Genomic DNA, 25895 nt, shown 5'->3' on the forward strand with positions numbered 1-25895 from the left:
CAGTGGGGTTACTCTGAATAATAAAGTGTGAATTCCCCGTTAGTTTCTCTGTAGTACGCTGCTATACTTAAAGATAAATCCAAAATTGGATTTTGGTTGTTATCTAGGCACACATACGAATAAAATGTGGCATTAGAACCTGTGTTCTCAATAAAATATTTTCTTTCTCCAGTGATAGGAGCTGTAAAACCATAGGAATCAAAAGTGCCATTCAATTTAACTAATATCCCATTATGCCAAAAGACACCTAGACCTAAATCATCAACCAATTCGCAATTAATATCATTTTCACAAAACTCCATTGCATAAGCCCTTGTAATACTAAGTTTGTATAAAACAAAGCTGTCTTTTACATGAGGATCAACTCGAATAAAAGGCATCATCTCTCCTTCTGTAACCTCACTAAACCGACTACTTATAGAGTCTATCTTTTCAGCTAATTGTAATCCTTTTATTATCCTAATTTGAGGTAAGGATACTAAAAAAGAATCCAAATCGCAAGATTTTGAATCTACACTATCTAAATACCTAGCTTGATTGTAAGAACAGCCCATTAGGGTTCCCAATAAGAAAATATATACTGAAAATTTCATAATTAGTAATCGTGATAAGCACCATTAAAATAAACTCTTACTCTTGCATCAGGGTTAATCGTTCGTACAGCTCTTGCAAAATTCTTATCGCCTTCAGAAGGTCGTAGCTGTGAGGTGTCGATAATTTTATCACTTCGGGGATGACTGTGATCGTGGTATAAGAGACCACTGGCATTCTCTTTAGCTAAAGAAGCTCCAAGACGCTCTTGATCTTCTTCAAAAGAAGTGGTGACCATAGACCTAATGAGTCCATTGTTTTCAGTGGTAAACAATGACCATTCTACATCTGTGTTCTCTGCTGCAAATTCAAATACATTCCTTGCTTCTTCCTCATTTTCTCCAAAGTTAATAACAGAACCTGTTAATTCATTTTCACCTCCTTTGTTCACAGTTAATTCTCTAGCTCCTTTAAGGTAATTTTTTCCTACTTGAATATGAGGATTTTTTATTGACCCATCCTTGTTAGTATTCAACCGATCGCCAGCTATCAAAATATCAACTTCATTTCCATCAGCATCATAATGTACTTGATCATCTACCTTAGATATTTCACCATCCTCAGCTATTTTATAGGTGGCGTCTACACTTCGCCCATCCGGATCAATTAACCTAATCGGATTCCCCAACACATAATTATACGGCGAGTACGGCGCATACTGATCGGCAAGCGGATCCACCTGCCCCCACCGCGCCACCGCCGGATCATAGTACCTAGCCCCATAATCATACAGCCCCGTAGCTTCATCCAACTCCTTACCATTGTACCGATACGCGTTATCCGGTGCTACCGTCGCAAACCAAGGCCCATTATGAGTAAGCCCAAATGGATAGTAGTGTCGCTCTTGGGTGATTTCATTTTTAGGGTCGTAAATATCTCCTACGGTGATCGCTCCGTCTCCATCAAGATCGCTGAAGGCTAGTCGGATATTGCCCAGGTGATCATTGTGGTAGTATTCTACGCGCTTACCGGCAGGGGCACCATTTTCGTCATACTGGTAGGCCAAACGACCACTGGAAGTAGCACTAATGGATGCTAGTTTGTTAGCAACCTCTCCCTCTCCGACAAACTCTACTCCGTTGATGTAGGCCCTGGATTCGGTGTAGGTTTCCCCTGTTGGTTCTTCGTATATGTCCAGTATATCAATGATACTGGTTTTCTTCCACTTTCTACCAGTAGCATCATAAACCGTCTTCAACTTATCCTGGGCTCCTTTTTTCATTAACTCGGGTAAGTTAAGGAAATTATATTCGATAGTCAAGAGTTTGTGTGGATCACGGGTCATGTTGCCATTGTCATCATACTCGTACTCCGAACTTGGGTTATTAGCAGCAGGAAATGGCCGAAATCCTCGCTTGCGAAGTCCAAGATCAGGTGCTTCGTCGATCACATTGATCAATTGCTGGCCATCCAATCCGCCATAAGTTAGCGTCAGGTCGTCAATCATCCCTTCCGGGCCACAAGCGTACCCTACTCCATTACGGAAAATTTCCAGGACGTTCCCAGCCCCGTCATAGCTAAATCCGGCGTCATAGCGGTTATTGAAATCCTGCACCAGTGTCTGGGTAACATAAGGCACCCCGCTTGGTGGACTTACCGTTTCTTGTAAATAGTATTCTTCCCAAAATCCGGCACTCGTCACTCGATCAATAGGATCGTAGCTATAATCATAGATCGAAGTAGCCCGGTCACCTACTTTCCATTTGATTTGTTCAATATTGCCGTTAGGCTGATGATCAAATTCCATGGCGAAGAAAGGTTCTTCTGAGGTTACCTCTATGAAAAGTTCATTACCATCAATCGGAAATATATTTAGTATCTGGAAGTTACCGACTACTTGATCCAATAGTGTTTCAAGCACATATGTGATTTCCCCATTACAAAGTTGAATCATTGCCACATTATACGGAGTTGGAATATTACCGCTATCAAATAGTGCCAGTGTTTGGGTACATATTGCTTCTAAAGAATTTTGTTGAGCCTGCTGGGATTGTTCATCACAACCAGAAGGAGTTGGTGGACAAGGTACCGTTGTACCGTCCGTGGCCACTCCTGGTGTTTGTCCTAGTGAAGACCCTTCGTTAATAATCGGATTTACTTCAGATAAGTAGATTTTGCTACCTCTATGATTGAAAAAGCCAGATAAATTTGTGACAAAAATTTCTCCATTCAAGTCTTTGATGCTAAATAATTGTTCAGCATTATTGATCTTTATTATTTTAAGAATACGATATTTCGTATTGCCAATGCTTGTAAGCTCATTTTCAAACAACCAAAATTTATGCTTGTCATCAGTCATAATTTCATATAGCTTGGATAAATCCGCTTCATTACTATATTGACTTTGCTTGATTGAATTTTCAAAATCTGTATAATCTCCATTGGTATTTCCCGAAGATGTATTTGCTGGCAGCGCTCCTCCTGGATTTACCCTTATTGGGCCACAAGTATAAAAAAGATATTCATCAATCGTAGCAGGTTTAGTTACTACTATTGAGTAGTCATTGATAACTTTTCCCTCTTTAATATCATAACAGTATAGATTATATTCCAAATTAACGTTTCCTAGCCTGAAATTAGATGAACCTAATATTTCAAACTGTAACCTTACAGCCCTAGTTGATCCGATAGGCGAACTAGGAGCATTTTCGTTCCCCCATATCACTTCAATGTTCACTTCATCATAGTTATAGCCATTCGTATCTAGCCAGTTTATTACATCTGACCTTAATCTATCAACTTCCTGATTGATATTCATCTCAGGAAGACAACCAACAGCCATATCATAAGGATTTATGATATTGTAGTCGTAGTTGAGGTTTAAGAGGTTGCCATAATGATCCTCTATCCCAACTATTTTGAATCCATAAGGAATGCATAATACTCCTCCTTCTCTATCACATGCAGACTTTGCAGTTTGTAAGAAATTTATCGTTTCTTCATTTTCAGAGAGAAAAATACCACTATTAATATAAAGTTCATTTGAATAATTATCATAGATTGTTGTGTAACAGGTTTCTTCTCCCCCTGTGGGACATGGATCAACTTCAGGAACGTTTACATTGGCTCCTGAGCATAATAATTCAAAGAATTCCGCAGGAGTAACTGTACGTTGACTAACATAAGTCTCTCTTTCGCCAAATGGTATCTGACAGAATTCAGGATCTTTACCGACTTGTAAATCTTCAGAAGTTAACACTTCAGTACTAAGGGTATTTATTTGCGTTAGCCAACCTCGCTCATTATACTCATAATCTTCTCGGGCAAGACCACCATCAAAAATTTTGTACAATAACTGGTCTTTATCGTTGTACTCCATCTCAGTAACAACACCGTGAGTTGCTTCGTAAATCATTCGACCAAAATTATCATAGGAAAAATCTTGGATATAACCAGCAGCGGTATGCTCTGTTTTAAGCGTCCAATCTGCATGATTAAGCGTAAAAGTTTGGCCGTCGCCTATCCCAACACCATCAATGGTTGCACCGTCACCCTGACCAACAATCCTTCCAAAATCATCAAGAGCGTAACTAGTCGTGGCTATACCCGAGGCTCCCAACAATGCAGCTTCCCGGTAACTTAACTTTCCAGTATAGATGGGGTTTCCATCCTGATTTATTCCTGCACCATCGTATTGATAAGACAGCACCTTTTGCCCAGCAGTTCCACATCCTCGATCAGCTCCATCAGGATCAACGACAACATGATACACGTCTGTTTCCCTACCGTAGATGTCATAGAGGGTGCTCATCCGGTTGCCATTTCCATCTATAGAGGTACATAATAAGTCATTGGCATCATCATAAGCATAAGTCGTTGGTAATGCCCCTGGGACTTTCTTACTGACTAGCCTGAAACGGTCATCGTAATCGTAGCTATATCCTCCTGCTGGAGAGTTAATGGACTCCACATTGCCCCTGCCATCATAAGTATAGCTGGTAACATTGCCCATGGCATCCTCGATTTTCCTTTGCCAGCCGAATAAATCCGTAGTGGTGATAGTAGGATAATCCCGCTCGTTGATACGGGTATTTACGTAATGATTATCCTCCGCATCATGAATAAATTTCACATCATTCCCATCAGGGTATATCTCTTTAAGCAAGCGACTAAGGGGGCTGCTTTCGTTAATAAAGGTGGTGAAAGAACCTGGTAAGTAAGTCTTTTTTGCAACACGACCTTCTCCATCGTAAATAACCTGATTTTTCGTTACCCCATTGACAATGGTACTTAACGGACGACCTAAACCATCAAATTGATTAATAACGGTCTGAGTGGGAGCATCACTATAATTAGTAGTTTGAACTACTTCATTCGGGCCTCCGTAGAGGTATTCGTAATCTTTAATGACATTTCCTTCTCTGGCCGTTGCGGTCAATAGGCGATTATAGGCATCGTACTTAAAGTCAACTTCTTGTTGGTCAATATCAACCTGGTTGATCAATAAGCGTTTTTCATTGTAATCAAAACTCCAGGTCCAGGCACCATAGGTGCGATTTGTCAATAGTGCATTACTCCACGTAAATGTTTCCTGCGGGAAAGTCATGTATTGATAGGTTCCTGGCCGACCAGCATTGTTATATCCTCCGATTGTTGCACGCAACAATTCACTTCCACCGCGTAGTTTTTCGTGAATCTGTAAAGTCCATCCTCTGGGGTTTAATACAGATCTGGTTCCTCCAATAATTTCGCCACCTGCTTTTTTAGTAATTACCTCAGGGATAGCTCTAATATCATAGTCACCATTACCGAAATATTCAATTTCCGTTCGGTGGATCGTACCATCACTATTGTTCCGTGAGACCGCAGTAGCCAAAGTGAGGTCAGGGCGATCATATTCATAATTGGTAACCTGGGTCACGGAACGACCGTTTCCGAAAAAATAATCTTCCCAGTCATCCGGAACTTCGCCATCAACAGCCGGATTAAAAGGGATAATATCCTCACTAACTGCGTCATAGAAATAGTCCGTCGTCGTTGTGGTTACTGGTCGAGTCCAGGTAGTACTTAGGCCATAAATATTATGATGGAAACGGGTACTGAAGTTGTGTTCTTCATCACAATCTGGCTGATTGCTATAATTTCCCGTCGTATGCCGCCATTCGTATTGATGGGCAGGATCACAAGGGTCACTGCTTGCTGCAATTTTACATAGCTTTATTTTATTGTCTTGATCATCATCAGATTCCACCCTAAACACATAAAAAGTTGGAGGATTGAAATCTTGAGAAGCCATCCCATACTCATAGATTTCTTTCCGATCTAAGCGTCCCAAGCTTAAGTTTGTAGGAGGATTGTCACGTACCTGTACCGTAGCACCAATTTTGCCGAAGACCTCTTTTTTCAGTAAGCGTCCATCAGTAGGATCCCATCCAGATCCATTGGGATCGACTTTGTAGTGATAGACATTCTTACCAATTCCTCCAATAACTTCTTCTACCCTGCTATATCCAATATGATTCCCCTGAATTGTGCCAAAGCTACTGGCATTGTAAGCAAATAAGGTAATGTTATTGCGAGTACCGTAGAAATTCCCACTATTTGGATCATCTGCCACACCGGGAGGGCGCTCCGTTGTATAGGAAGACTCTTTGGCATAAACGGGACCATTCATGAGGATGCCGCTTTCTTCACCACTTTCTGTAACATACCTGAAGCTTCGGCTCAGGGCAATACCCCCGAGGCCATCGTAATCAATCATTCTTTTCAATCGGAGACCCCCAACCTTGGTACCAAAATTATCAATCAAATCGTCCGTCAGGTTATTTGCCTGATGGGATTCGTATTCAAAGGCCGTGCTCCCTCCCGTAGGATAGGTGATAGATTTGAGTACTCCTTCCGTTCTACCAGTGGCCTTGCGATTAGCTCCACTGTACAATAAAAGTCCATAAAGGCTATAGGTAGGTACTAGTTTATGTACAGGCAGATTGTCGTTCCCTCCCTCATTATTAAAATAGCCCCAAAAGTCAATCGCATTAGAGATAAAGGAGGGCAGTGCACCTGAGTAGTACTCGAATGTATAAGGAGGCTTTGTTCCTTCAAATGGAGGATTTTCAGTAGGCCCTATTTCTTTTACCGATTCTAACGTTAATCTACCCGTAGGATTAGGCAGATCACCATCATCATCACCTGCATATTTAAAGTCATAACCAATAAAAGGCTCCCAGGCGGTTAGTTCCCAACGCCGTTCAATAATGATATTATCCAACTTAAATCCGCCAGAGGTGGGACTGACTGGATCAATTACTACTGTATCTCTACTAAATCTTATGCGTTCCGTTTTAAGACCATCAATTTTTAAGATGATACTGTCTAGAAATTGACGATTGAAAATTTTCGGATTACTCTCTTCTGGCGTTCCAGCACCAAAAGCTCCAGTAGGACAGGTCCATACCGAAGTTACTGGGTCCTGTGAACAATTTACCGAGTTGTCATTTTCTACGTTAATAGGCAATGAATACGGTTCGCTCGTGTTTTCCTTGGAATAATCATAACTTAGACTCTCTGCTCCCCCAGGAGTAGTCACTGAAATCAAATACCAACTAGAATTAAATTTGAAATGTTTTGGATTCGTCCAGGGTTGTAATTCCTGGGCTCCATCGCCGCCATCGTTTGTATCTGAGGTATATTCCGTTCTTTCTATAGCCGTAGATCCGAATGTATACTTTGTGCCATTTACAGTGGTTATCACAAAAGTGGTAAAATCATCACCGCTTGCCGTTGCTTCAATGATCAGATCAGAACGATCACGTTGGATGATGTTCTTGTTTTTATCAAAAATAAAACTTCCAGAACCTCCAGGAAAGTTGAAATAAAAAACATCCGGCTGGAGGTCGATATCACCAGCAGAGACGCGGTTGTAGAATTTACGCAGCCGAATCTGATCATTGCAATAAAGTATATTATCAGGATCAAGGACACCAGCAAATTCCGAAAATTCTTCGTCCCAGTCAAAGAAATTCCAGGTATCAGGCATGCCCTGAGCGGCACGGGTAATAACGCCTCCCGCCTGCAATGTCCAACCTAGCCCTACCCAGGAAGGGACCGTTGCTACTTTTACGGAGCTGGCATCATAACTCAGAGACAATGGTGCAGAAAGAAACTTCCCACCAATTCCTTGGAGAGGGATATTGATATTTGCTGCTCCTGAATAGTAGTTTACTCCAGTATTTCCGTAACTACCCAGTGAAGCTGCATCTGGAGAGGGCGGAATGACATTGTTTTGTCTTTTCCAGCCTTCTGCGTCAAAGGAGACATTATTGTCACCTCCTCCGTCATCTTGAGCTGAAAGGTGAAAAGGAAAGAAAGTAGCCGAAGTTAAAACTACAAGAATCAGAAAGAGCATTTTTTTCGACATCACACATAGGAATTTACCCACGGCACTGAGCACCATGAAATTTAAATAATAGTAATAGCATTTAGCTACAAGTCATAACGACTTGTACCATTTTCAAAACTAAAACTCCTCTTTTTATTACGGGAAACTAAAAACAGAGCGAGGAGCGCATTTGTATCTTAAATCATTACTTGCTTTGGGAACAAGTTACAGTTGTAATATCTGACAGCAATTTTATATATATTATTTCAATTATACAAACCTTTCTGTCAGTTTTTTAAAATTTATTTCAACTTTCCTTTTCTTTTCGGGGTATTTCTATTCGCAACTCGAATTCGCCTTCGTTTTTCGGGTTGTTCCGAAAAGGTTGAAGCTTTACTGTTGCTGACCAGGATTTTCCTTCCAAAAGATCAATCCATTCATTGATGCTTTGAGTATTCGATGTTTGGGCCCGTACCAGGATAAAGGAGGTATAGGTAAGCCTTGTTTCCCGCTCACCTGCCTTCGGCTTTTCCACCGGAAAACACTGTAGCTGCAAGAGTTTTATCGCTGGAGGGATGGTCTGTGCTATTTCATCGGCAAGGAGCGACAGTTGGGTGGGGCGCAGTGGCTGATCCTCTAATACCCTTTGGCGTTGGCTGAGTTGTGTCTTCAGGCTATCCATCTTGCTCAGGAGACTTTGGGAGTAATAGAGCTCTCCTTCTACCTGTGCCAGCGAGCGCGCTGTTTGGTTGTAGACAAAAAAGTTAAGCAAAAGCGCAAAAAAGAGGATGCCCAGCCCGCCCAGGCCCAATATCCGGGTATACTGATTGCGTTCAAAATCCTGACCTAAATCCGAGGGAAAGCCATAAGCGATGGGCTGGTGGCCAATCAATTGGTCAATGGCTGCCCCCAGGGGCAAAAGTAGTCGACTACTGATCATTTGCTCACCAATCATGATCCCCTCAGCGGTTTGTTCCTCCGACAGGGCCGCAAAATCGACCAGGCGATGGTCTTTAATCTGTAGTGTGTAGGGCGCAGTTGCCAAAGCCTGATGATCTGGCAAAAAAGACAACACTTGAGTGATGGCGGTTAAGCCCAGGTAAATATTTACCAGCGGTATCCCCTCTGCACTAAAAGTATCTTGAATCTCCTGCAAGGCATCTTTGCGAAGTACGCTTAACCAAGTAGGGGTTTGCGAAACCTGCCCCACAAAAGCCGTAGGATCAGCGCCAGGCAAGCGCTGGTGCAATAGCTCGGGCCAGTTGGTTCTATCCCCTACATTTACAACTCCTTCCAAAAGGCCTTTTCCGGTTACGACCAAGACAACAGGGAGGTAATCACCTACAGCAGCTTTCAGCTCAGCCAGGCTATCCAGGCCTAACAGTTCTTGCTCTATATACAATTGTCCTTTCTGCTGGGCACATACGACTGCCCGAAAGGCTTGCTCGCTCGCCCCCAGCTGCCACTGTACGCCTACTACCCGGCGGTAAAGCCAATTTCTAATTTGCTCTTTCATCAGCCGTTGATAATCGTGGGTTTCAGGAAAATCAGCAGCTTGTTTTTCTGCCGTGCTTTGCGTTGTTTGCCAAAGAGCCAACCGATGACCGGCACCCGGCTGATCCAGGGCAAGCCATTAATGGAGCTTGACTTCAGCTCGCGCTCCAATCCGCCTAAAACAATGGTTTCGCCGTTACGCACCCTTATCATGCTCTCGAAGCGGCGAGATACCTGCGGTGGTGGTGCATTGGGGCCCGTATCTGTTAAAAACTCCGATTGCTCGAAGATGATCTCCAGGGTTACTTGCTCATCACCGGAAACAATAGGATTGATCTCAATCAGCAGATTGGCTTCGATTTCCTTAAAAATCACCGACTGTACCGGAATAGGACGATCCGAACCGGGAAAATTTACTTGCTGCTCCTGGTAATAGCGTGTCTCGCCAATACTCAAATAAGCAGGGTGGCTGTTCATGGTAGAGAGCTTGGGCGTGGATTTAATGTCTACCAAACCATCGGCCTGCAAGGCCGATAAGCTCAAGTAAAAGTCTGGCGAAACCTGCCCCAGATTCACCAAGCCCTGTCCTTCCAATAAATCCAAAACCCGGTTGACCGCACCGGGACTAAAAGTAAAGTCCAGACCATTCTGTCCATCCTCGCCCGAGATGATGCGTCCGCCTCGCTCGCGCCCGCCACTCACCAAGCCAGCCTCGACACCGTATTCTTCCAGTTTATTGGATTGAACATCTACAATGGTCAGCTCAATGGTGATGACGGGAACTACCCGATCCAGTTTATGGAGAAAAAAGGAAATTTCTTCGATGTTATTTTCCGAGCCCGTAAGCACCAGGCTGTTCATTTCGTAGAGGGTATCAATCACTACGCCCTCCCGAAGGGTTTCCGGCACATAGGCTTCTACGCCGCGTGCTGAGCGATACTGGAACTGAAATATCCTGGTGCTGCGCAGCCCCTCTCCTATTCTCGGCCCGATCACGTAAGTTTTGCGCTGGTACTCGAAAGTGTAGTCTGTATTACGAAACAGATCGGTTAACAATTCTGCAAAATTTTTATCCTTCACCTGAAGGCTCACCAGTTCCTGATCCAGCGGAACGGTGGCAGGACTTACGCTCGTATTGCGGTTGCCCGTATTACGGTTGCCAGCTACCGCATTCCCCGCAGGCATCCCGGAGAGGATGTAATAATCGAGGTCGAGTTCTTTCGCTACGGCTTTAATCAACTCAGTCATCGGAATATTCTCGGCCTGGACATTGATGCGGTCATCCCCCGAGCGGCGCAATCGGAGGTTACTCGCGGTGGAGCTGGTCTCACTGGTATTATTGCGATCCCGGCGTTGATTATCATTGGTGGCCGTGTTCCCTGATGGATTGTTGGCTTCGCCAAATGGGTCAGAAGACGCCTCGTCTTCAAGTAGATAATAGCCATTGGCAAAGGTCACTTCCAGCTCATTGCTTTTAGCCAACTGGTCTAGGGCTGCTTCCAGCGGCAGGTTATTGATGTAAGTGGTAACACGGCGATTGCGAACCAAGGGCGCGGCCGTCACACTCTGCCCACTCACTTGGGAAACCTTTCGTAATACTTCACTGAGGGTATCTCCGCGCAGATTCATACGCAGCAGGCCACTGCGGGCGTCATAGCCTATCTCAGGCTCCCGAACATTGGGTTTATCGGGCGGCGGCACATAGGTGAGCAAATGAATAATATCGCCAGTGGGCTGCAAATCCAATTGGTAATTATCGCAGAGGTACAACAGTATATCATTGACCGGAATCTTGTTAAAAGTTACGGATACTTGTCGGTTCAAGCCCGGCTCCACCGTAATGCTGGTATTGGTACTTTCTGCCAAAAAGGCCACCAATTCCTGTAAAGACCCGGTAAGCGAAATCGTCACGGGTTTCCCCAATGCAGCCCCCTCTTCAATCAAAATATTGAGTCGTTTATCAATACGGGCCAGTCGTTCGGCCTCTTTTTGGGCGGCTATTTGTCCAACCAGACCGAATAGTAATAGGAATAAAATAAAAGCGCGTGTATTCTTCATTTGGTCTTTAAGTATTTGAGCTAAGAAAGTAGCGGAGCAATTTCCTGGAGAGAAGTATCTCCCCGTTTTAATAATGCAAAAGCGTTTTCAGCCAGAGAGATAATTCCTTTGTTTTTTAGTATATCTTGGGTATCCAGGTTTTTATCACGAATAAGTTGGCTCAATTCCCGATCAATGGGAATTACTTCATAGATGGCCTTACGGCCTTTGTATCCTGTATAAAAGCATTTTTCACAGCCCTTAGCTTGGTAGTGTGTAGTAGGGATTTCACTGGTCACAAATCTACGAGGCAACAAATCAGCGGTAAAAGAAGCAGCCTCTTTACAGTCCGCGCAAAGCAAACGCACCAGTCGCTGGGCGACAGCGGCATTCAGGGTATCGGCCAACAAATAAGCTGGTACGCCCATATCCAGTAGTCGACTGATAATACCCCAAGCATAATTGGTATGGATGGTAGACAAGACCAAGTGCCCCGTCAACGAGGCCCGGATGGCCATAGATGCGGTATCCAAATCCCGAATCTCCCCCACCATGATAGCGTCAGGATCTTGCCGCAAAAAGGTCCGCATGGCACTGGCAAAATCCAGCCCGATGGCTTCCTTGAGCTGCACTTGATTGATGCCCTCCAGGGTATATTCGATAGGGTCTTCTATGGTGATGATATTGCGGCGGGTTTCGTTGAGTATTCGTAGTGTGGCGTAGAGGGTAGTGGTTTTTCCAGAGCCTGTAGGTCCGCTAATGAGCACAATCCCGTTGGGGCGGCGAATACTCTCCAGGTAATATTCCAATTCCTGCTCCCAAAAACCAAGCGACGTGATCGAGAGTGCTTCGGCATTTTGCGCCAATAAGCGCATCACTATCTTTTCTCCGTGCAGTGTAGGAAGACTGGATACCCGGATATCAAGACGATCCGATCCCTGCCCCACAAAAATGCGGCCATCCTGGGGCAGTCTTTTTTCAGAAATGTCCAGATTGGCTTTGATCTTTATTTGATTGATTAAGCCTGGATAGGCTGTTTTTTCCAGTTTATATTTTTCAATCAAAACGCCATCAATTCGGATTCGAACTCTGGCAGCATGTTCAAAGGCTTCCAGGTGGATGTCGCTCCCGCCTAGTTGCTGAGCTTCTTGTATGAGCTGGTTGAGAAAATTGCGATCGCCACTATCAACCGTACGTACCTGGCCTTTATCAAGATTGACTTTTCGGTAGTATTTCCCAATACTGCGTTGTAATTCTTCGGTATCTAACGGCTCCAGCTCAATGTTTAGTCCCAAAAGAATTTCCAGTTCCTCCCGCAAGGAGGAGGACGCATTTTGCTTGCTAAACAGATAAAGTTTACCACCATCTACTCGATAGGGTATTACCTGGTAATGCCAAGCTTGCTCCGCAGAAAGTACCTGAAGGGCTTCTGCGCTTATGTTTTCCCATAGTTTCATCGAAGCGCTGTAGTTTTCTCGTGTCGTCGAGGGGTGTTTACGTTATTCTATTGTAAAATGTTTCTTAGAAAAAAATGAAATATTTAATTATCAATATAATTCCTTGGCTTAAAGCCAATCCACTAATTAAAGGTATCGTGAAGTGATCCTTTCGATGTGCTCCCGTTACAACAACAAGGAGCAATGATCCGATCAAGCCAAGCAAATAGCTGGCTAGAAACCAAAAAGAAGAGAGGTAGGAAGCGGTCATTAAAATAAAAACAACATCGCCCCAGCCGAGCATTCCTCCTAGCACATTACGCCAGGAATGCTTTCGTAAAACGAAATAGAGCATCAATAAAAAGAATTGTACGAATAGAAAGCTAAAATTGAACGCCAGATCAGCCCATTGCCAATTAAAATGGATACTGAACCAGCTTATCGCCAAAAAAAGGAATAAGCTCCAAAGAGGAACGGACCGGTGTTTCCAATCTTCCCTGGCCAGGTAAAGAAGTATTGAAATTTGCATAAAGAGCGCTAGCACAGCTAATCTTTTACGATCTCCCGCAAGGTACCGTTATGATCTATTTCCCACTCATTAAAAACACCATCCTGGTCAAAATCTACGACGGCTACTGCTCTAGCGACAAAACTGGTCGGATCAGCACTAGTGATTTGGATAGCGTATTTAGCGTTACCACCCTCTGGGATGGTCTTTTCAGGTTCAAAACCCAATTCCAATAAATCCCCCGTATACTTTACGTGCATCTGGTGGTAAGATCGTTCCAGCTTCTGAATGGTCGTAAGGGCTTGCTGGGCTTCCAAGCTGTGCGTTTTGGCAATCAAGGGCATTAAATTGGGTAATGCAATAAGCATCAAAATACCGATAATGACCAGTACAACCAATAGCTCAGTGAGGGTAAATGCTTTGAGTCGAAAGTCGCGTCGTTTCATTTTTTTTGTTCAAATATATCATATTAAACAAAATAGCACTGCAATTAAAACCGATATTTAACATTTATTCATATAAGTTTTCCACAGAATGTGTTATCTTTATAATCATTAGAAACAATCAGCGCTCTTGTACGTATAATCTCTTTTGCAGATTTAAGATCATCCCAAATGTTTTCGAAAAACTGTTTGTTCTCTCTTCTATTGGGGGTACTGGTCATCAGTAACCTTCCTGCCCAAGGCGGAAAAGTAAATCCTGATCAAATTCAGGCCATTACCATTCAAGATGACACCTCGGTCGTCAGAATGCATGTCTTTTTGGAAGAATCTGACATTAAGCACCGCTTTATCCTTCATTACTATACCTATTACAGGGATAGAATTATCGTCACTCAGGGTAGTCACTTAGGTAGGCTCTTGCACGGGAAATTTCAACGATTCAGCAAGGATATGACCCTCTTGGAAGAAGGCCATTTTGAGTATGGCTTACAAGTCGATCATTGGAAATACTGGCAAGATGGTCAATTATCTCAGATTGCTGAATACAAAAATGGCCAATTACACGGAGATTTTGAGGAGTACGATAGCGAAGGCAGTCTGCAAGCAAAAGCCCAATACAAGAATGGTGAGCTACACGGAGAAAGAGAAATTTACGAACAAGGAACACTCAGCAGCACCGAAAAATACCGTAATGGTGAATTTGTTCCGAGCAAAGAAAAAAAGGCGAACACTGATTCTATTGCAATAACAGAAAATAGACCATCAAGTAAAGAACAAGCTACGCCGGAGATCAGAAAAAGTAGTGACACTCCTACGGAAACAAATGTTCCTAATCGCACACGTACGCGTAGGGGTAATCCCAATGTTGACCAACCTGTTCCGGCAAAAAAATCAGGAGAGGAAGCCAATAATACTTCTGTTTCATCTAATCAAAACCACAAGATTCAGATTTACATCACGGATCAGCAGACTGGGCAAGGGCTCAAGCAAGTGTCTATCAAAATAAGCCAGCTTCAACTTTCAGTAGAAGATGCTTTATTTAAGTTTTTTGGCTATACCGATGAAGATGGCTTGTATCAACTTGATGCCGAAAACCAGGATTACCTGCTCTTCATCACCCATAAAGGGTATAGCCCTTTGCAACTAAGAATTAATGCCGCGCAAAATCAAGACACCTATCTTGTAGAGTTGATTCCCAGGTCCGATTGTGGAGAGCTCAGTGGAACGGTACAACCAGCAGCTAAAAACACGGCCATCGCAGGAGCCGCAGTCCATATAAAAGATCAACGTGGACGCTTGTTAAAATCAACCTACAGTGACAATCTCGGGAATTTTTCGGTCTGCCTGCCTTGTAATGAAGCTTACGATATCATTATTGAAAGCGAAGGGTACCAGCGTTTGCAGGAGCGTGTTTTTCTCTCCGCTAACTGTATTGACTTGCCCCAGGATGTGGTGCTGTACTTACCCAGTGATCGTCCACGTGCTCAGCCGGAGTACACCCCTGCTCGTCCCGACACCAGGATTGCCGAAGCCGAGCCGGATAATCGCCAGGCAACAACTACGGCTAACCAGCAAAGAAACACTGCTGCCAGTCCTTTCCGAACAGTAAGCAATGAAGCTTCCTTTTTTGTCATAGCGGGCACTTTTTCCCGTCGTAGCAACGCCGAAAGTCGCTTAGCAGAGGTAAAAGCTGCCGGTTTCAATGATGCACAAATTGTCAAGTTATCAGATTCGGGCTACTTTGCCGTTTGTCTCGGCAACTTAGATTCCAGAGGTGCTGCGGCGGCACTACGCCAACGCTTTGAATCGGTGACCCAAATCAATGCCTACGTTCGTGATGAACCCTTCTAAGCTATTCGCTAAACGACTTGAAGGGACAGCACTGTTTTACGCACTCCTGATCACTACCCTCATTGGTATTCTCCTTACGGCTTTAATAAGCATTTGGATATACTACCGGGGTGCCCATCAGCGAGACCTGGCCATTTGGGAAAGCATAGAGTCGGTTGAATCGGCTTTTCTCTATGCGCAATCAGAAGAGGGCATCATGGACCAGGAATACTTTCCTTTTTCCACCGACAGTATTTTGATGACTAAACGCCCCTGGGGATTTTTTGAACTCATCAGCTGTACACCTGCCAGCCCGTCTTCCAGTACCATCACCAAAACGGCCTTGCTTGGTCGCAAATCGCCCGCACGTATCTGCCTTGAAATGCTGGACACCCGTAAAGCTTTAGCACTAAGTGGCACCAGTCAGCTCATTGGCCAGGCCATTGTGCCCAGGGGCGGAATTACCACCACTACAGTAAACGGAGTTCCCTTTCAGTCAGGACAAGCCATCATTGGCAGTAGCTCCAGTGGCGACGGGGCACTACCCTCACTGGATTTGGATGTTCTCAACAACACTCAGCCTGGCTTAATCCATGACCCGTATAATATCAGAGATCTGGCCGACAGCTTTCATCTTTCCTTTACTCAAACACCTATCCTGATTAAAGGAAAAGTGCTTGAATTGGAGCGCCAAAATTGGTCGGGGCCTATCGTACTGGAAGCCGATTCGCTGATTCGGATAGGGGGAAAAGCTCGCTTGAACGGGCTAATACTAAGGGCTCCCAGTATTGAAATAGACACCGGATTCACAGGGCAGCTACAAGCTATTGCCAGTCTTGAAATCACTCTTGGTACACAGGTATATCTCACGTATCCTTCCGTACTAGCGGTTCTACCCAAAAGTAGCTTTTCCAGACGGCAATCCGGTCGGCTTCGTATTGGAAAGGACTGTAAAATTGAAGGTACCCTCCTGGGCCTAAAAAACAACTCCAACGATGCCGATGACCAGCAATTGCTGGCTACCCTGCAACAAACAGAACTCCAAGGCAGGGTCATTTGGCAAGGAGGATTAGAGTTTTCCGGGCAGATTGCCGGAAGCGTTTACTGTGACAACTTTTTTTACCGGGGCAATAGTGGACAATTCTTTTTTAATTATCTGGTTAACGGGCGTATTGACGCTCCTTCTCGTTCCGAGCACTGGGTGGAACCAATGATCTGGAATACCGGTAATAAAGCTGTAGCACAATGGCTAGACTAAAAGGATCATCACTCATAGAGGCTACCACTGCTTTAGCTATCCTGACCATCGCGCTAGGAACAGCCTGGTTTTGTTTTGGACAATTACTGACCAATAATCGTACCCTACAGGAGTTCCACGCTGCGCTCTTACTAAGGCAACGCGCCACACAAATAGAGCAGGAAGATTTATGGTATGCCTCCAGTTGGGATACCTTGGGGTACAACATCACCCAAACCGTAGAACCCCTGAACAACGACCAAAGCCTCTATAAATTGATGCTCCGTTGTGAGACCCCCGACCAGCGTATCTTTTATTACGAAACCCTTAAAAAACGGGCGGAATGAAAAGATTAGCCGGATTTACCCTCTTGGAAATGATGGTCGTTTTAACCCTTACCGCAGTGATTGTTTCGCTGTCCTTTTCCGGTTTGCGCCTCATCCAATTACAATTTGATCAGTTCAAGGATCAACAGGCAAAAGTTGAAGATGCCCGACGAAGTGTTACTTTATTGAAATGGGATTTCGCTCGCAGTCAATACATTGTCCGACAAGGAGCTTCGCTGACTTTTCTTAACCAGCAGGACAGTATCAGGTACACGTTTTTGCCTTCGCTGCTGATTCGACAAAACGGAATGCAACACCAGGATAGTTTTACCGTAAACTTAATAATACAGGCATCTTCCTTTGATCAACAGCAGGGAGAGGGGCTAATTGACCAAGTGAGAATGGTGGTTGGACTCACTGATTTTGCAAAAACCGTCAACCTGAATAAAACGTATAGCGCTTACGATCTGATACTATGGGAAAATGAGCATTGACTTAAAACAATTAAAACAGCAAAAAAATCCGGGTGGCCAAGTCGCAGGCAAGGCTACAAATACGGCCCAATCCGGTAGCTGGTCGGACATTCTTAATCGGGATATTCAGTTATTCGGAGGAGGGCTTAATTGGCAACACAAAGAGGCTTTATTTTCGGAATTAGCCGTCCTGCTTCGTGCCGGGCTGGATATTCGCTCCGCCCTGGAACTCATTCAAGCCAATGAGCCTAAGGAGAAAATTCGCAATATTTTTGCCAGTGTCTACCAAACATTAATCGATGGAGCCAGCCTCGCAGCGGCGATGGAACAAACCCAACAGTTTTCCACTTACGAATTGTCCAGTATCCGTATTGCCGAAGAAAGTGGCAAGTTGTTGCCGGTTTTAGAACGGCTGGCAACTCATTTTGCCAAAAACATCCAATTGCGGCGATTATTGTTGAGTGCGCTTTCCTATCCGATTTTAGTGTTGGTTGTTGCGGGCTTCTCTTTACTTTTTTTGCTCAACTTTTTGGTCCCCCTTTTCGGTGACATCTACGCCAGACTCAATCAGGAACTGCCAGGAATTACTCAGTTTATTATCGATTTTTCGGAACAACTCAATCAATCGCTGCCTTATCTAATCGTTGGTACAGTGGTTTTGGTTGTGATTGGATTTTACTTTCGCAAAGCAGATGTCGTCAAGCGAACTGGCGCAGCACTGATGATTCGTTTACCCTTGTTTGGGCCGTTGATTCGAAAAGTATACCTGAGTAGATTCAATCATGGACTTAGCTTCTTGTTATCTTCCAGTGTTCCGCTTACCCAGGCATTGGAATTGGTTGGTGCCATGGTGGCTTTTCATCCGATCAGCAGTAAATTGGCAGGTGTGCAACAGCAAATTTTACATGGGAATGCCTTGTACCAAAGTTTAAAGGAAGTATCGATCGTACCGGACCGGATGCTCGCACTGATCAAAATTGGAGAAGAAACCAATCATTTGCCACAGATGCTGGAAAAAATTGCAGAGCAGTACGATGAAGAGGTAGAGCAAAAAACCAAATTACTAGGCAGCCTACTGGAGCCTTTGTTGATCGTTTTCCTGGCAATCACGGTAGGTATCGTTTTAGTCTCTATGTATTTGCCGATTTTCAAATTAGTCACCAATTTTGGATTATAAGCTTATGAATTATTTAAGTCAATATACATCTCAGCAACGTTGGTGGATTACCGTGAGCGGTCTGGTGCTACTGGCATTAGCGTCCTATTTTTTAAGCATTCGCAAGACCCTAAAGCTAAAAAGTGAGTTAACGGAAAAATCAATCCAGTTACAAAACATTGATGATGCCCCTCATGTCATTGCCAAATTAGAGCAGCAGCTTCAGGTAAACGATCAACAATTTCTTCAAGGCCCCTACAACAGGAATAATTTATTTGCGAAAGTGAGCACTTTTTGTACAGAACATCAACTGAATTTACTAGAATTCGGGGAAGACCAACGCTGGCAACAAGAGCAACTAAACTTCATCACCAGTCCCATTCGAATTGCGGGTTCGTATCATGACATTCTGAGATTGATGTACTATTTGGAGCATCAAGAACATCTCGGCTACCTGGTACACTGCAATCTGGCCTTGGTGGAAAAAAGCAGGCGCTCCCGACAAAAAGAATTACAAGCAGAACTGCATCTGCAAAATATTGAAATCGAAAATTAATGCGCTATGAAATACCTCTTTCTGATCTTACTGACCACTTGTTTATTCTGGCATTGTTCAGATGTTATCATTCCTGACATTTCAGACGAGCAAGTGTTGCTTCGGGCTCCACAGGATGGGGGCCAACTGATTGGCTCAACGGTTACCTTAAGCTGGGAATACCTCCCTGATGCTATTGATTACCAGATAGAAATAGCAACCCCGGATTTTGAAAATATTCAGACACTGGTGATCGACAGCATAACCACAGCCCGCAATCTAACCGTAATGCTCACACCTGGAAATTATGAATGGAGGGTAGTCGCTTTTAACGAAGCGTATGCTTCCGCCTGTTGCCAGGAATGGAGTTTTCAGTTGCAAAGTAACGCGAGTGCTGATCTCAGTTTGCAAACGGTATCTCTGCTTCTTCCCTCCGACAATGCGAGCGTTGGAGATGGTAATGTTTATTGGGAATGGTTGCCACTCGCAGCAGCTACCAACTATCGCTTTCAGCTCAGCACAAATGCTGACTTCAGCACGCTGATCCAGGATAGCCTACTCCCCAACACCTCAATTTCCTTAGACGACTTTGAGGAAAACCAATACTACTGGCGGGTTCGTGCAGAAAGTGAAATTTCAAATAGTTTCACCAATTACAGTACTCGAAATTTCACCATCGACTTAACGCCTCCTCCATCACCCGTCCTGAACTTACCAATTGAAAATGACACCCTGCTCTTCAGTGCCCAAAGCCCCGACTTTAGTTGGCAGAGCAGTAATGACAGCCAACGCGATACCCTCTATATTTTTGCCGACAGTTTCCTGGATAGTCTCTTTTTCAAAAAGGTCAGTCTTATGGGCAATACTGACTTAGACGATCAGAGCATGAACTTTGCACCTGGCGACTATTACTGGCTATTACGTTCAGTGGATGCCGCTGGTAACCTTTCCGATCTATCTGCAAGTCGAAAATTCATTGTGGAATGAAGAATTCAAAGCCGATACAGTATTTACTCTTCACTTTAGTAGCCATCATCTGGGGAGCAATTGTTTACCAGGTGTGGGCTTATTTGGGCAAAGATGAAGATCAGCCACTTTACACCAACCGGGATTACTCACCAGCAGAAGCAGTGTTAGTGCCGGACACCTTCTCCCTGTCCTTAGCTTATCCCGATCCATTTACGGGTAAAACCTCCACCAGAAGTGCTAAGTCAGGTCAGAGAACAGTACCCGCTTCTACAAAGAAAAACCCATCTTCCTCTACTCCCTCCATTTTGGAGGAGCAACCCAAAGTGATCTCCCCACCAAAACTGATCTATCAAGGCTATTCCATCAATAACAGCGAAGTTACGCGTGTTCGCTTACAGCTCAATGGCAAAGGCATCACCTATCGCTTGGACGAGGAAAAAGAAGGAATTCGAGTGGTGGCAATGAGTAGAGATTCCGTAGTCATCCTAAAAGAAGGTGACTCTTTTGTTTTTTATCGAAAAGGTCAGTGAAATAAGATTGCAAGAAATACGCATTCTGACCCGCCAACTTCGCACTATCCAAATTGCTCCTCCTAAGATAGATCTCTAAGGTCTTAATACTATCCCAGCCGCCAAGGTCAGCAATCGTTTTGACGCTGAATTGGCCGCTGAGGTGGAGGTTAGTGGAGGCGCTTCGGCGGGCGATGTGCATTGCCTGATAGTCTATCAAAAAAGCTAACCAGAGGATGTTCTTTGACCTCATGATGAGCTCGACAGGGTTCGGGATAAGTCGGCATAGACCCTAAAACGAGTAGGCTCACCGAACCCCTACGTTGCTGTTAGACTGAAGCGGGTCGGAACTATGGAAGAATTTTCCCTAACCGTTTCATTGACATATTATCGTGTACCAGTTCAATGACGATAACAATAGCATCTGTTTCACCATCGAGCAGACTTTTGCGCGATCAGGTCATCTACTTCCATGTAGTTACCTTTTTTCACATCTTCAACAATAGCCTCAAAGACATCGTCCGCTTCGCTGGCAAGAAGTGGTTCATTAGTGCCAACGTTATAACCAATCACTTCCTCACTGTCATCTTGCTGATCGTAAGTCTGTAACAAAGCATGCACAGCTGCCAAAAAGCGTTCATCTATCCGATCCAGGATTTGGTGGCTTTCTTTGCGCATGTCAGTGGTACTCATAATCTTTGGTATTGTTTCTGCTTCCATAAAGTTAACGGTTTTTATGATGAAAAAATTCATTTCAACGGGTGATATTTCGTAATAGCCGATTTAGCTCATCCTCCCGATTACTTTGATACTGCTCCGTGCTACCCTCCAGTCGATGGTCGGCGAATTGATATTCTCACAAAAAATACTCACTCCGCCCCGCCAACTTCGCGCTATCCAAATTGCTACTCCTTAGATAGATTTGTAAGGTCTTGATACTATCCCAACCGCCAAGGTCAGCGATCGTTTTGACGCTGAACTGGCCGCTGAGGTGGAGGTTGGTGGCGGCACTCCGGCGGGCGGTGTGCATGGTGACAAAGGCGCTTTTGGGGGCCGAGCGATTACCTTCCTGGACGACTTCGTTGAGGCCCGCGAGGGAGACGGCGGTTTTGATGTTGCGGTTGGCCTGGGGGTTGCTGCCCCAGCTGAAGTCGAAGTTGTGCTTTTCGAGGAGGTCGAGGGCGCGTTGCTTGACGGGGATGGTGGCCTCTTTGTTGGTCTTTTCGCTGCGGTATTTGAAGTAGAGCCGGTCGTCGATGCGGTGGAGGTTGAGTTTGGAGATTTGCACCAGATCGGAGAAGCGCATGATGAAGTGGTAGGCCACCAGCCAGCGGTCGAGCTCTTTCTCCAGGAAGGGGCGATCACTGAGGTCGAAGTTTTCGAGTTTGTGGATTTCGGCTTCGGTGAGGAAGATTTTCTGGCTATCGCCAACGCGGTGACGACGGAATCCGGTTTCCTGGTGGGTGCGGTTGTTGTGGAGGCCGCGTTCCAGGCCCATGTTCATGACCCTTTTAAGGATCTTCACGTGCTTATTGATGCCCGGCAGACCACAATCGCAGTGTGAGGAGAGAAAGGTCGTGAACTCGTTGTAAAAGGCCAGGTCCATGGTTTCCAGCTCGGCTTCGATGCCGTAGCTGCTTTTAAACTGCTCCAGGCGGGTGAGGCACGATTGGTAATTCTTCAGGGTGCCTTTAGAAAGCGGCAACAGGCCTGACTTCCCTTCCTGGATGATAGTCCCGATAAAGTCAATCAGATTCGTTGTCTTGCCCTCCTTGAAGAGGTTAGACCACTTGCCACCATCGAGGAAGTGTTTCTCGATGTCGAGGCGCAGGCGGTTGATCTTGGCGTTGTAGCGCGTGGACAGGGGATGATTTTTGCGGACCACTCCCCTACTGTCGTCCCATTGTTCAGGTTTTACCTTCAGGCCGGTGGATAAATATTTCTTTTTGCCCAGGTGACTGATGTAAAGCTTGATGTCACAACTTCCGTCGCGGCGAGGAGCATACGTCCAAAGTAGGTTTCTAAAATTCATAATGGCCAATTTCCTTTTTAGAACTATTTAGGAGAAGACTGGACAAAAATAGGAATTTTAAAAACATTAAAGAAGTAAAAAATTATTTACAAACTTTTTGTGTTTCTAAATAAGCCAGAAAAGGCCCTCCCTGGGCAACATGGCTACTGTTCACAAATCATTGATAAACAAGGAAAAAGAGAAAAAAGGAAGGTCAAAAACAAAAAAAAGCTCATTCTGAGAACCAGAATAAGCTTTTTTTGAGAGTGGCTCGGCTGGGATTCGAACCCAGGACCCATACATTAAAAGTGTATTGCTCTACCAACTGAGCTACCGAACCAGTGCCCTTGTTTCCTAAGGCGACGCAAATATACGACGCTTATCTCCTTTTAAACAAGAAAATCAGCAACATTTTTTTGGAAAAATCGTAACGAGTTAATAATCAAGTAACAAAAGGAAAAAAAAATTATTTGTCTCTGTTTTATTATATCTCTTCCTCTACTCTTCCTCCTCCGGAAACTCCAACAACAACTGAACCCCTTCGCCTTCTTGCTCACGTTCCAAGTTGGAGACCGACATTCCTAAGAGGCGTACCTCTGCTACCTCGACGATGTTTTCTTCCAAAAGGGTGAATATGACTTTGCGCAGCTCGGATAGTTTACGTACTTCGCTATTGAAAGAGCGCGAGCGGGTGTGGATTTGAAAATCGGGAGTCTTCATTTTCAAGGTGACGGTACGCCCGAAATTGTGGGTCTTTTTCATGTAATTGTAGACCGTTTCCGTCAGGTAGGCCAGCTTTTCTTTCATTGTGGCCACTTCCTTTAGGTTTTCGGAAAAGGTGCGTTCCGCCCCGATGGACTTCCGAATCCGGTTGGGATTCACCGGGCGTTCATCCTGGCCTCGCACAATACGGTAATAATGGCGACCAGCCTTACCAAAGCGCTTGACCAGCTGTATCTCCGACAACTCCCGCAAATGCGCGCCGGTTCGGATGCCCATCCGCTGTAACTTACCCGCCGTGACTTTGCCGATGCCGTGGAATTTTTCAATAGGTAGCTCCCCCAGAAAATCCCAGGCTTCTTCTGGCAAGATGACTTTCATCCCATCGGGTTTGTTGATATCAGAAGCCACCTTGGCCAGAAACTTGCAATAAGAAATCCCCGCCGATGCCGTCAGTTGCGTTTGTGTGAGAATTTTTGCCCGTATGGCCTCAGCAATCAAGGTAGCAGAATGGGGACCTAATTTTGGCTCCGTTACATCCAAATAAGCCTCATCCAGCGAAAGCGGCTCTACCAGGTCAGTATATTCGTAAAAAATTGCCCGGATCTGATTGGATACCTCCTTATATACATCAAAACGATGACGAACAAAAATCAAGGAAGGACATAAGCGTTGGGCCGTTACACTGGGCATGGCTGAGCGTACTCCATAGCGCCGGGCCTCATAACTAGCAGCCGCCACTACGCCACGTAAACCACCACCACCCACCGCAATAGGCTTGCCCCGCAGTGACGGATCATCCCGCTGCTCAACCGACGCGTAAAAGGCGTCCATGTCGATGTGTATTATTTTCCGTGAGGTATCCAATCGCAGAGGATTACTGTTAAATTGTACGCCCACCATAAGGTACTTCAAATACCTTGCCTTCTTTTGCCAAGGCGGTATTGGGGAAAATAGACTGAGCTTCAGCCAATAATGGGCGCAGATCGCCGTAGCGGGGAGAGAAATGCCCGATTATCAATTGCTTGACTTGAGCCTGTCTGGCCATCTCTGCCGCTTGCCTGGCCGTAGAATGTCCTGAAAGATCGGCCTGGTCGGCTAATTCATGTAGAAAGGTCGCTTCGTGAAACAAAATATCCACACCTTTTATATAAGGTAGTAAATCCGGATTGGGACGCGTGTCACTCGCGTAAACAAACGACCGAATAGGTGGTGGATCATGCGTTAGTAAAGCATTAGGAATAACTTCTCCCGAGGCGGCCTGGTAGTCAGCTCCTGATTTGATCGCAGGAATCTCTTTATAAGGAATTTGATATTCCTTGATGGCCGTCCCCAGAATGGTTCGAGGACGTTCTTTTTCTTGGACCAGATAACCTACTGTAGGGATACGGTGCGACAAGGGAAGCGTGTAGACTTCAATACATTCGTCTTCGTACACCAGCGTCCTATCTACATTGGCATCTACAAAAATATAGTGCACGGGATAAGGCATGCGCGTATGGCTGTAGCCAAAAACAGCATCGAGGTAGGGCGCTAAATCTGCAGGCCCAATAATCGTTAGAGGCGTATTCCGCTGATATAATCCCCAGGAAGTAAGCAAACCAGGTAAGCCATAAATATGATCACCGTGGAGATGTGAAATGAGGATAACATCAATACTACTCCAGCCCAAACCATGTTGCTGGAGGGCAATCTGTAGACCTTCGCCACAATCTATCAACAACCCGGTTGTACCAGTTTTCAGATATTGTCCGCTCGCCCAACGCCCTGGAATAGGGCCAGCAGCGGAAGTGCCCAGGGTCGTTAGCTTAAAATCCATGCTATAGATTAGTGATCAGCAGGTGCCTGGTCGCCATCTTCCGCGTTGATTTCTCTTTCCAATTCTTCCATGAAAACAAACTCGATGGATTCTTCAACCGTAGGGATGATGGAAAGAACCGAATCGAGGCGGGAAATTTCAATTAATTTCTTCACACTTGGATGTGTCACACCCGTTAAGATGAACGACCCTAGTGGTTTCCACAAGCGATTGGCTGTCAGGATGGCACTTAGGCCAGAAGAATCAACATACTGCACCTGTGAGAGATCGAAAATCAGGTTACGCACTCCTTCGTTTGCGAAAATGACTAATTCCGACTTCAACTGTGGTGCTAGAATAGAGTTGAGGTTCTCTTCTGCAAGTTGAAAAACGGCGTACTTTTCTTTTTTGTCTATGCTGTACTTCATTAAGCTGAACTTTGCTAATACGGCATCTTGGTGAAACCGCAAGACGCAAATGTAAGCAAGAAAAAACTGCCTGCCA

General features: G+C 44.8%; 19 protein-coding genes and 1 tRNA gene. 8 read left to right on the forward strand and 12 right to left on the reverse strand.

All coding sequences use genetic code 11. From position 1 onward, the window contains the following. Positions 1–8: 8 nt before the first annotated feature. The 6 genes from AB0L18_RS25670 to AB0L18_RS25695 form a co-directional block, all read right to left on the reverse strand. A complete protein-coding gene (locus AB0L18_RS25670; protein WP_367390182.1) occupies positions 9–593 on the reverse strand; it encodes a hypothetical protein in 585 nt (194 codons plus the stop codon). Between the two features lie 2 nt (positions 594–595). Then, on the reverse strand, positions 596–7936 hold the full coding sequence (locus AB0L18_RS25675; protein ID WP_367390183.1) for an RHS repeat-associated core domain-containing protein: 7341 nt from the start codon (positions 7934–7936) through the stop codon (positions 596–598). 280 nt (positions 7937–8216) lie between these two features. After that, positions 8217–9425, reverse strand: coding sequence for a hypothetical protein (locus AB0L18_RS25680; RefSeq protein WP_367390184.1), 1209 nt, complete (start codon positions 9423–9425; stop codon positions 8217–8219). Then, positions 9425–11461 (reverse strand): hypothetical protein, encoded by a 2037-nt coding sequence (locus AB0L18_RS25685; RefSeq protein WP_367390185.1) that lies wholly within the window; start codon positions 11459–11461, stop codon positions 9425–9427. The genes AB0L18_RS25680 and AB0L18_RS25685 overlap by 1 nt, the downstream gene beginning before the upstream one ends. Positions 11462–11481: 20 nt before the next feature. Then, on the reverse strand, positions 11482–12897 hold the full coding sequence (locus tag AB0L18_RS25690) for a GspE/PulE family protein (protein WP_367390186.1): 1416 nt from the start codon (positions 12895–12897) through the stop codon (positions 11482–11484). Between the two features lie 525 nt (positions 12898–13422). Then, positions 13423–13830, reverse strand: coding sequence for a type IV pilin protein (locus AB0L18_RS25695; protein WP_367390187.1), 408 nt, complete (start codon positions 13828–13830; stop codon positions 13423–13425). A gap of 168 nt (positions 13831–13998) precedes the next feature. On the opposite strand from AB0L18_RS25695, the gene AB0L18_RS25700 reads away from it, so the two are divergent. Genes AB0L18_RS25700 through AB0L18_RS25735 form a run of 8 tightly spaced genes read left to right on the forward strand, consistent with a single transcriptional unit; the run spans position 13999 to position 20883 of the window. Continuing rightward, positions 13999–15678 carry an SPOR domain-containing protein gene (locus AB0L18_RS25700; protein WP_367390188.1) on the forward strand — a complete coding sequence of 560 codons (1680 nt, stop codon included), beginning with the start codon at positions 13999–14001 and terminating at the stop codon, positions 15676–15678. Next, the gene (locus AB0L18_RS25705; protein WP_367390189.1) at positions 15662–16915 is read left to right on the forward strand and encodes a hypothetical protein; all 1254 of its coding nucleotides are present in this window, start codon (positions 15662–15664) and stop codon (positions 16913–16915) included. Before AB0L18_RS25700 ends, AB0L18_RS25705 begins: the two co-directional genes overlap by 17 nt. Further along, positions 16903–17241, forward strand: a complete 339-nt coding sequence (locus AB0L18_RS25710) for a Tfp pilus assembly protein FimT/FimU (RefSeq protein ID WP_367390190.1) — start codon at positions 16903–16905, stop codon at positions 17239–17241. The genes AB0L18_RS25705 and AB0L18_RS25710 overlap by 13 nt, the downstream gene beginning before the upstream one ends. Continuing rightward, entirely contained in the window at positions 17238–17714 is a 477-nt protein-coding gene (locus AB0L18_RS25715; RefSeq protein WP_367390191.1) for a type II secretion system protein J, read from the forward strand. The genes AB0L18_RS25710 and AB0L18_RS25715 overlap by 4 nt, the downstream gene beginning before the upstream one ends. Continuing rightward, on the forward strand, positions 17704–18870 hold the full coding sequence (locus AB0L18_RS25720) for a type II secretion system F family protein (protein ID WP_367390192.1): 1167 nt from the start codon (positions 17704–17706) through the stop codon (positions 18868–18870). The genes AB0L18_RS25715 and AB0L18_RS25720 overlap by 11 nt, the downstream gene beginning before the upstream one ends. Further along, positions 18860–19405 carry a hypothetical protein gene (locus AB0L18_RS25725; protein WP_367390193.1) on the forward strand — a complete coding sequence of 182 codons (546 nt, stop codon included), beginning with the start codon at positions 18860–18862 and terminating at the stop codon, positions 19403–19405. The genes AB0L18_RS25720 and AB0L18_RS25725 overlap by 11 nt, the downstream gene beginning before the upstream one ends. A 6-nt stretch (positions 19406–19411) precedes the next feature. Beyond that, entirely contained in the window at positions 19412–20371 is a 960-nt protein-coding gene (locus AB0L18_RS25730) for a hypothetical protein (protein WP_367390194.1), read from the forward strand. Continuing rightward, on the forward strand, positions 20368–20883 hold the full coding sequence (locus AB0L18_RS25735; protein WP_367390195.1) for a hypothetical protein: 516 nt from the start codon (positions 20368–20370) through the stop codon (positions 20881–20883). Before AB0L18_RS25730 ends, AB0L18_RS25735 begins: the two co-directional genes overlap by 4 nt. 408 nt (positions 20884–21291) lie before the next feature. On the opposite strand, the gene AB0L18_RS25740 is transcribed toward AB0L18_RS25735, so the two are convergent. The 6 genes from AB0L18_RS25740 to AB0L18_RS25765 all read right to left on the reverse strand — a co-directional run bounded on the left by AB0L18_RS25740 (position 21292) and on the right by AB0L18_RS25765 (position 25819). Next, positions 21292–21555, reverse strand: a complete 264-nt coding sequence (locus AB0L18_RS25740; RefSeq protein WP_367390196.1) for a hypothetical protein — start codon at positions 21553–21555, stop codon at positions 21292–21294. A 163-nt stretch (positions 21556–21718) separates the two neighbouring features. Then, entirely contained in the window at positions 21719–22894 is a 1176-nt protein-coding gene (locus AB0L18_RS25745; protein WP_367390197.1) for a tyrosine-type recombinase/integrase, read from the reverse strand. 246 nt (positions 22895–23140) lie between these two features. Further along, positions 23141–23213, reverse strand: a tRNA-Lys gene (locus tag AB0L18_RS25750). A gap of 158 nt (positions 23214–23371) precedes the next feature. Beyond that, positions 23372–24496, reverse strand: coding sequence for a DNA polymerase IV (gene dinB / locus AB0L18_RS25755; RefSeq protein WP_367393191.1), 1125 nt, complete (start codon positions 24494–24496; stop codon positions 23372–23374). Further along, positions 24477–25412, reverse strand: coding sequence for a ribonuclease Z (locus tag AB0L18_RS25760; RefSeq protein ID WP_367390198.1), 936 nt, complete (start codon positions 25410–25412; stop codon positions 24477–24479). Before AB0L18_RS25760 ends, dinB begins: the two co-directional genes overlap by 20 nt. Positions 25413–25420: 8 nt before the next feature. Then, a complete protein-coding gene (locus AB0L18_RS25765; RefSeq protein WP_367390199.1) occupies positions 25421–25819 on the reverse strand; it encodes an STAS domain-containing protein in 399 nt (132 codons plus the stop codon). Positions 25820–25895 lie beyond the last annotated feature (76 nt).

The sequence above is a fragment of the Lewinella sp. LCG006 genome (genome assembly GCF_040784935.1).
GTDB lineage: Bacteria > Bacteroidota > Bacteroidia > Chitinophagales > Saprospiraceae > Lewinella.

Excerpts from the sequence above, each read along its gene's own strand:
- AB0L18_RS25670 (WP_367390182.1), bottom strand. The coding sequence starts at position 593 with ATGAAATTTTCAGTATATATTTTCTTATTGGGAACCCTAATGGGCTGT.
- AB0L18_RS25730 (WP_367390194.1), top strand. The coding sequence starts at position 19,412 with ATGAAATACCTCTTTCTGATCTTACTGACCACTTGTTTATTCTGGCAT.
- AB0L18_RS25740 (WP_367390196.1), bottom strand. The coding sequence starts at position 21,555 with ATGAGTACCACTGACATGCGCAAAGAAAGCCACCAAATCCTGGATCGG.
- AB0L18_RS25715 (WP_367390191.1), top strand. The coding sequence starts at position 17,238 with ATGAAAAGATTAGCCGGATTTACCCTCTTGGAAATGATGGTCGTTTTA.
- AB0L18_RS25760 (WP_367390198.1), bottom strand. The coding sequence starts at position 25,412 with ATGGATTTTAAGCTAACGACCCTGGGCACTTCCGCTGCTGGCCCTATT.
- AB0L18_RS25675 (WP_367390183.1), bottom strand. The coding sequence starts at position 7,936 with ATGCTCTTTCTGATTCTTGTAGTTTTAACTTCGGCTACTTTCTTTCCT.
- AB0L18_RS25695 (WP_367390187.1), bottom strand. The coding sequence starts at position 13,830 with ATGAAACGACGCGACTTTCGACTCAAAGCATTTACCCTCACTGAGCTA.
- AB0L18_RS25690 (WP_367390186.1), bottom strand. The coding sequence starts at position 12,897 with ATGAAACTATGGGAAAACATAAGCGCAGAAGCCCTTCAGGTACTTTCT.
- AB0L18_RS25710 (WP_367390190.1), top strand. The coding sequence starts at position 16,903 with ATGGCTAGACTAAAAGGATCATCACTCATAGAGGCTACCACTGCTTTA.
- AB0L18_RS25745 (WP_367390197.1), bottom strand. The coding sequence starts at position 22,894 with ATGAATTTTAGAAACCTACTTTGGACGTATGCTCCTCGCCGCGACGGA.
- AB0L18_RS25685 (WP_367390185.1), bottom strand. The coding sequence starts at position 11,461 with ATGAAGAATACACGCGCTTTTATTTTATTCCTATTACTATTCGGTCTG.
- AB0L18_RS25735 (WP_367390195.1), top strand. The coding sequence starts at position 20,368 with ATGAAGAATTCAAAGCCGATACAGTATTTACTCTTCACTTTAGTAGCC.
- AB0L18_RS25720 (WP_367390192.1), top strand. The coding sequence starts at position 17,704 with ATGAGCATTGACTTAAAACAATTAAAACAGCAAAAAAATCCGGGTGGC.
- AB0L18_RS25700 (WP_367390188.1), top strand. The coding sequence starts at position 13,999 with ATGTTTTCGAAAAACTGTTTGTTCTCTCTTCTATTGGGGGTACTGGTC.
- AB0L18_RS25680 (WP_367390184.1), bottom strand. The coding sequence starts at position 9,425 with ATGAAAGAGCAAATTAGAAATTGGCTTTACCGCCGGGTAGTAGGCGTA.
- dinB (WP_367393191.1), bottom strand. The coding sequence starts at position 24,496 with ATGGTGGGCGTACAATTTAACAGTAATCCTCTGCGATTGGATACCTCA.
- AB0L18_RS25765 (WP_367390199.1), bottom strand. The coding sequence starts at position 25,819 with ATGAAGTACAGCATAGACAAAAAAGAAAAGTACGCCGTTTTTCAACTT.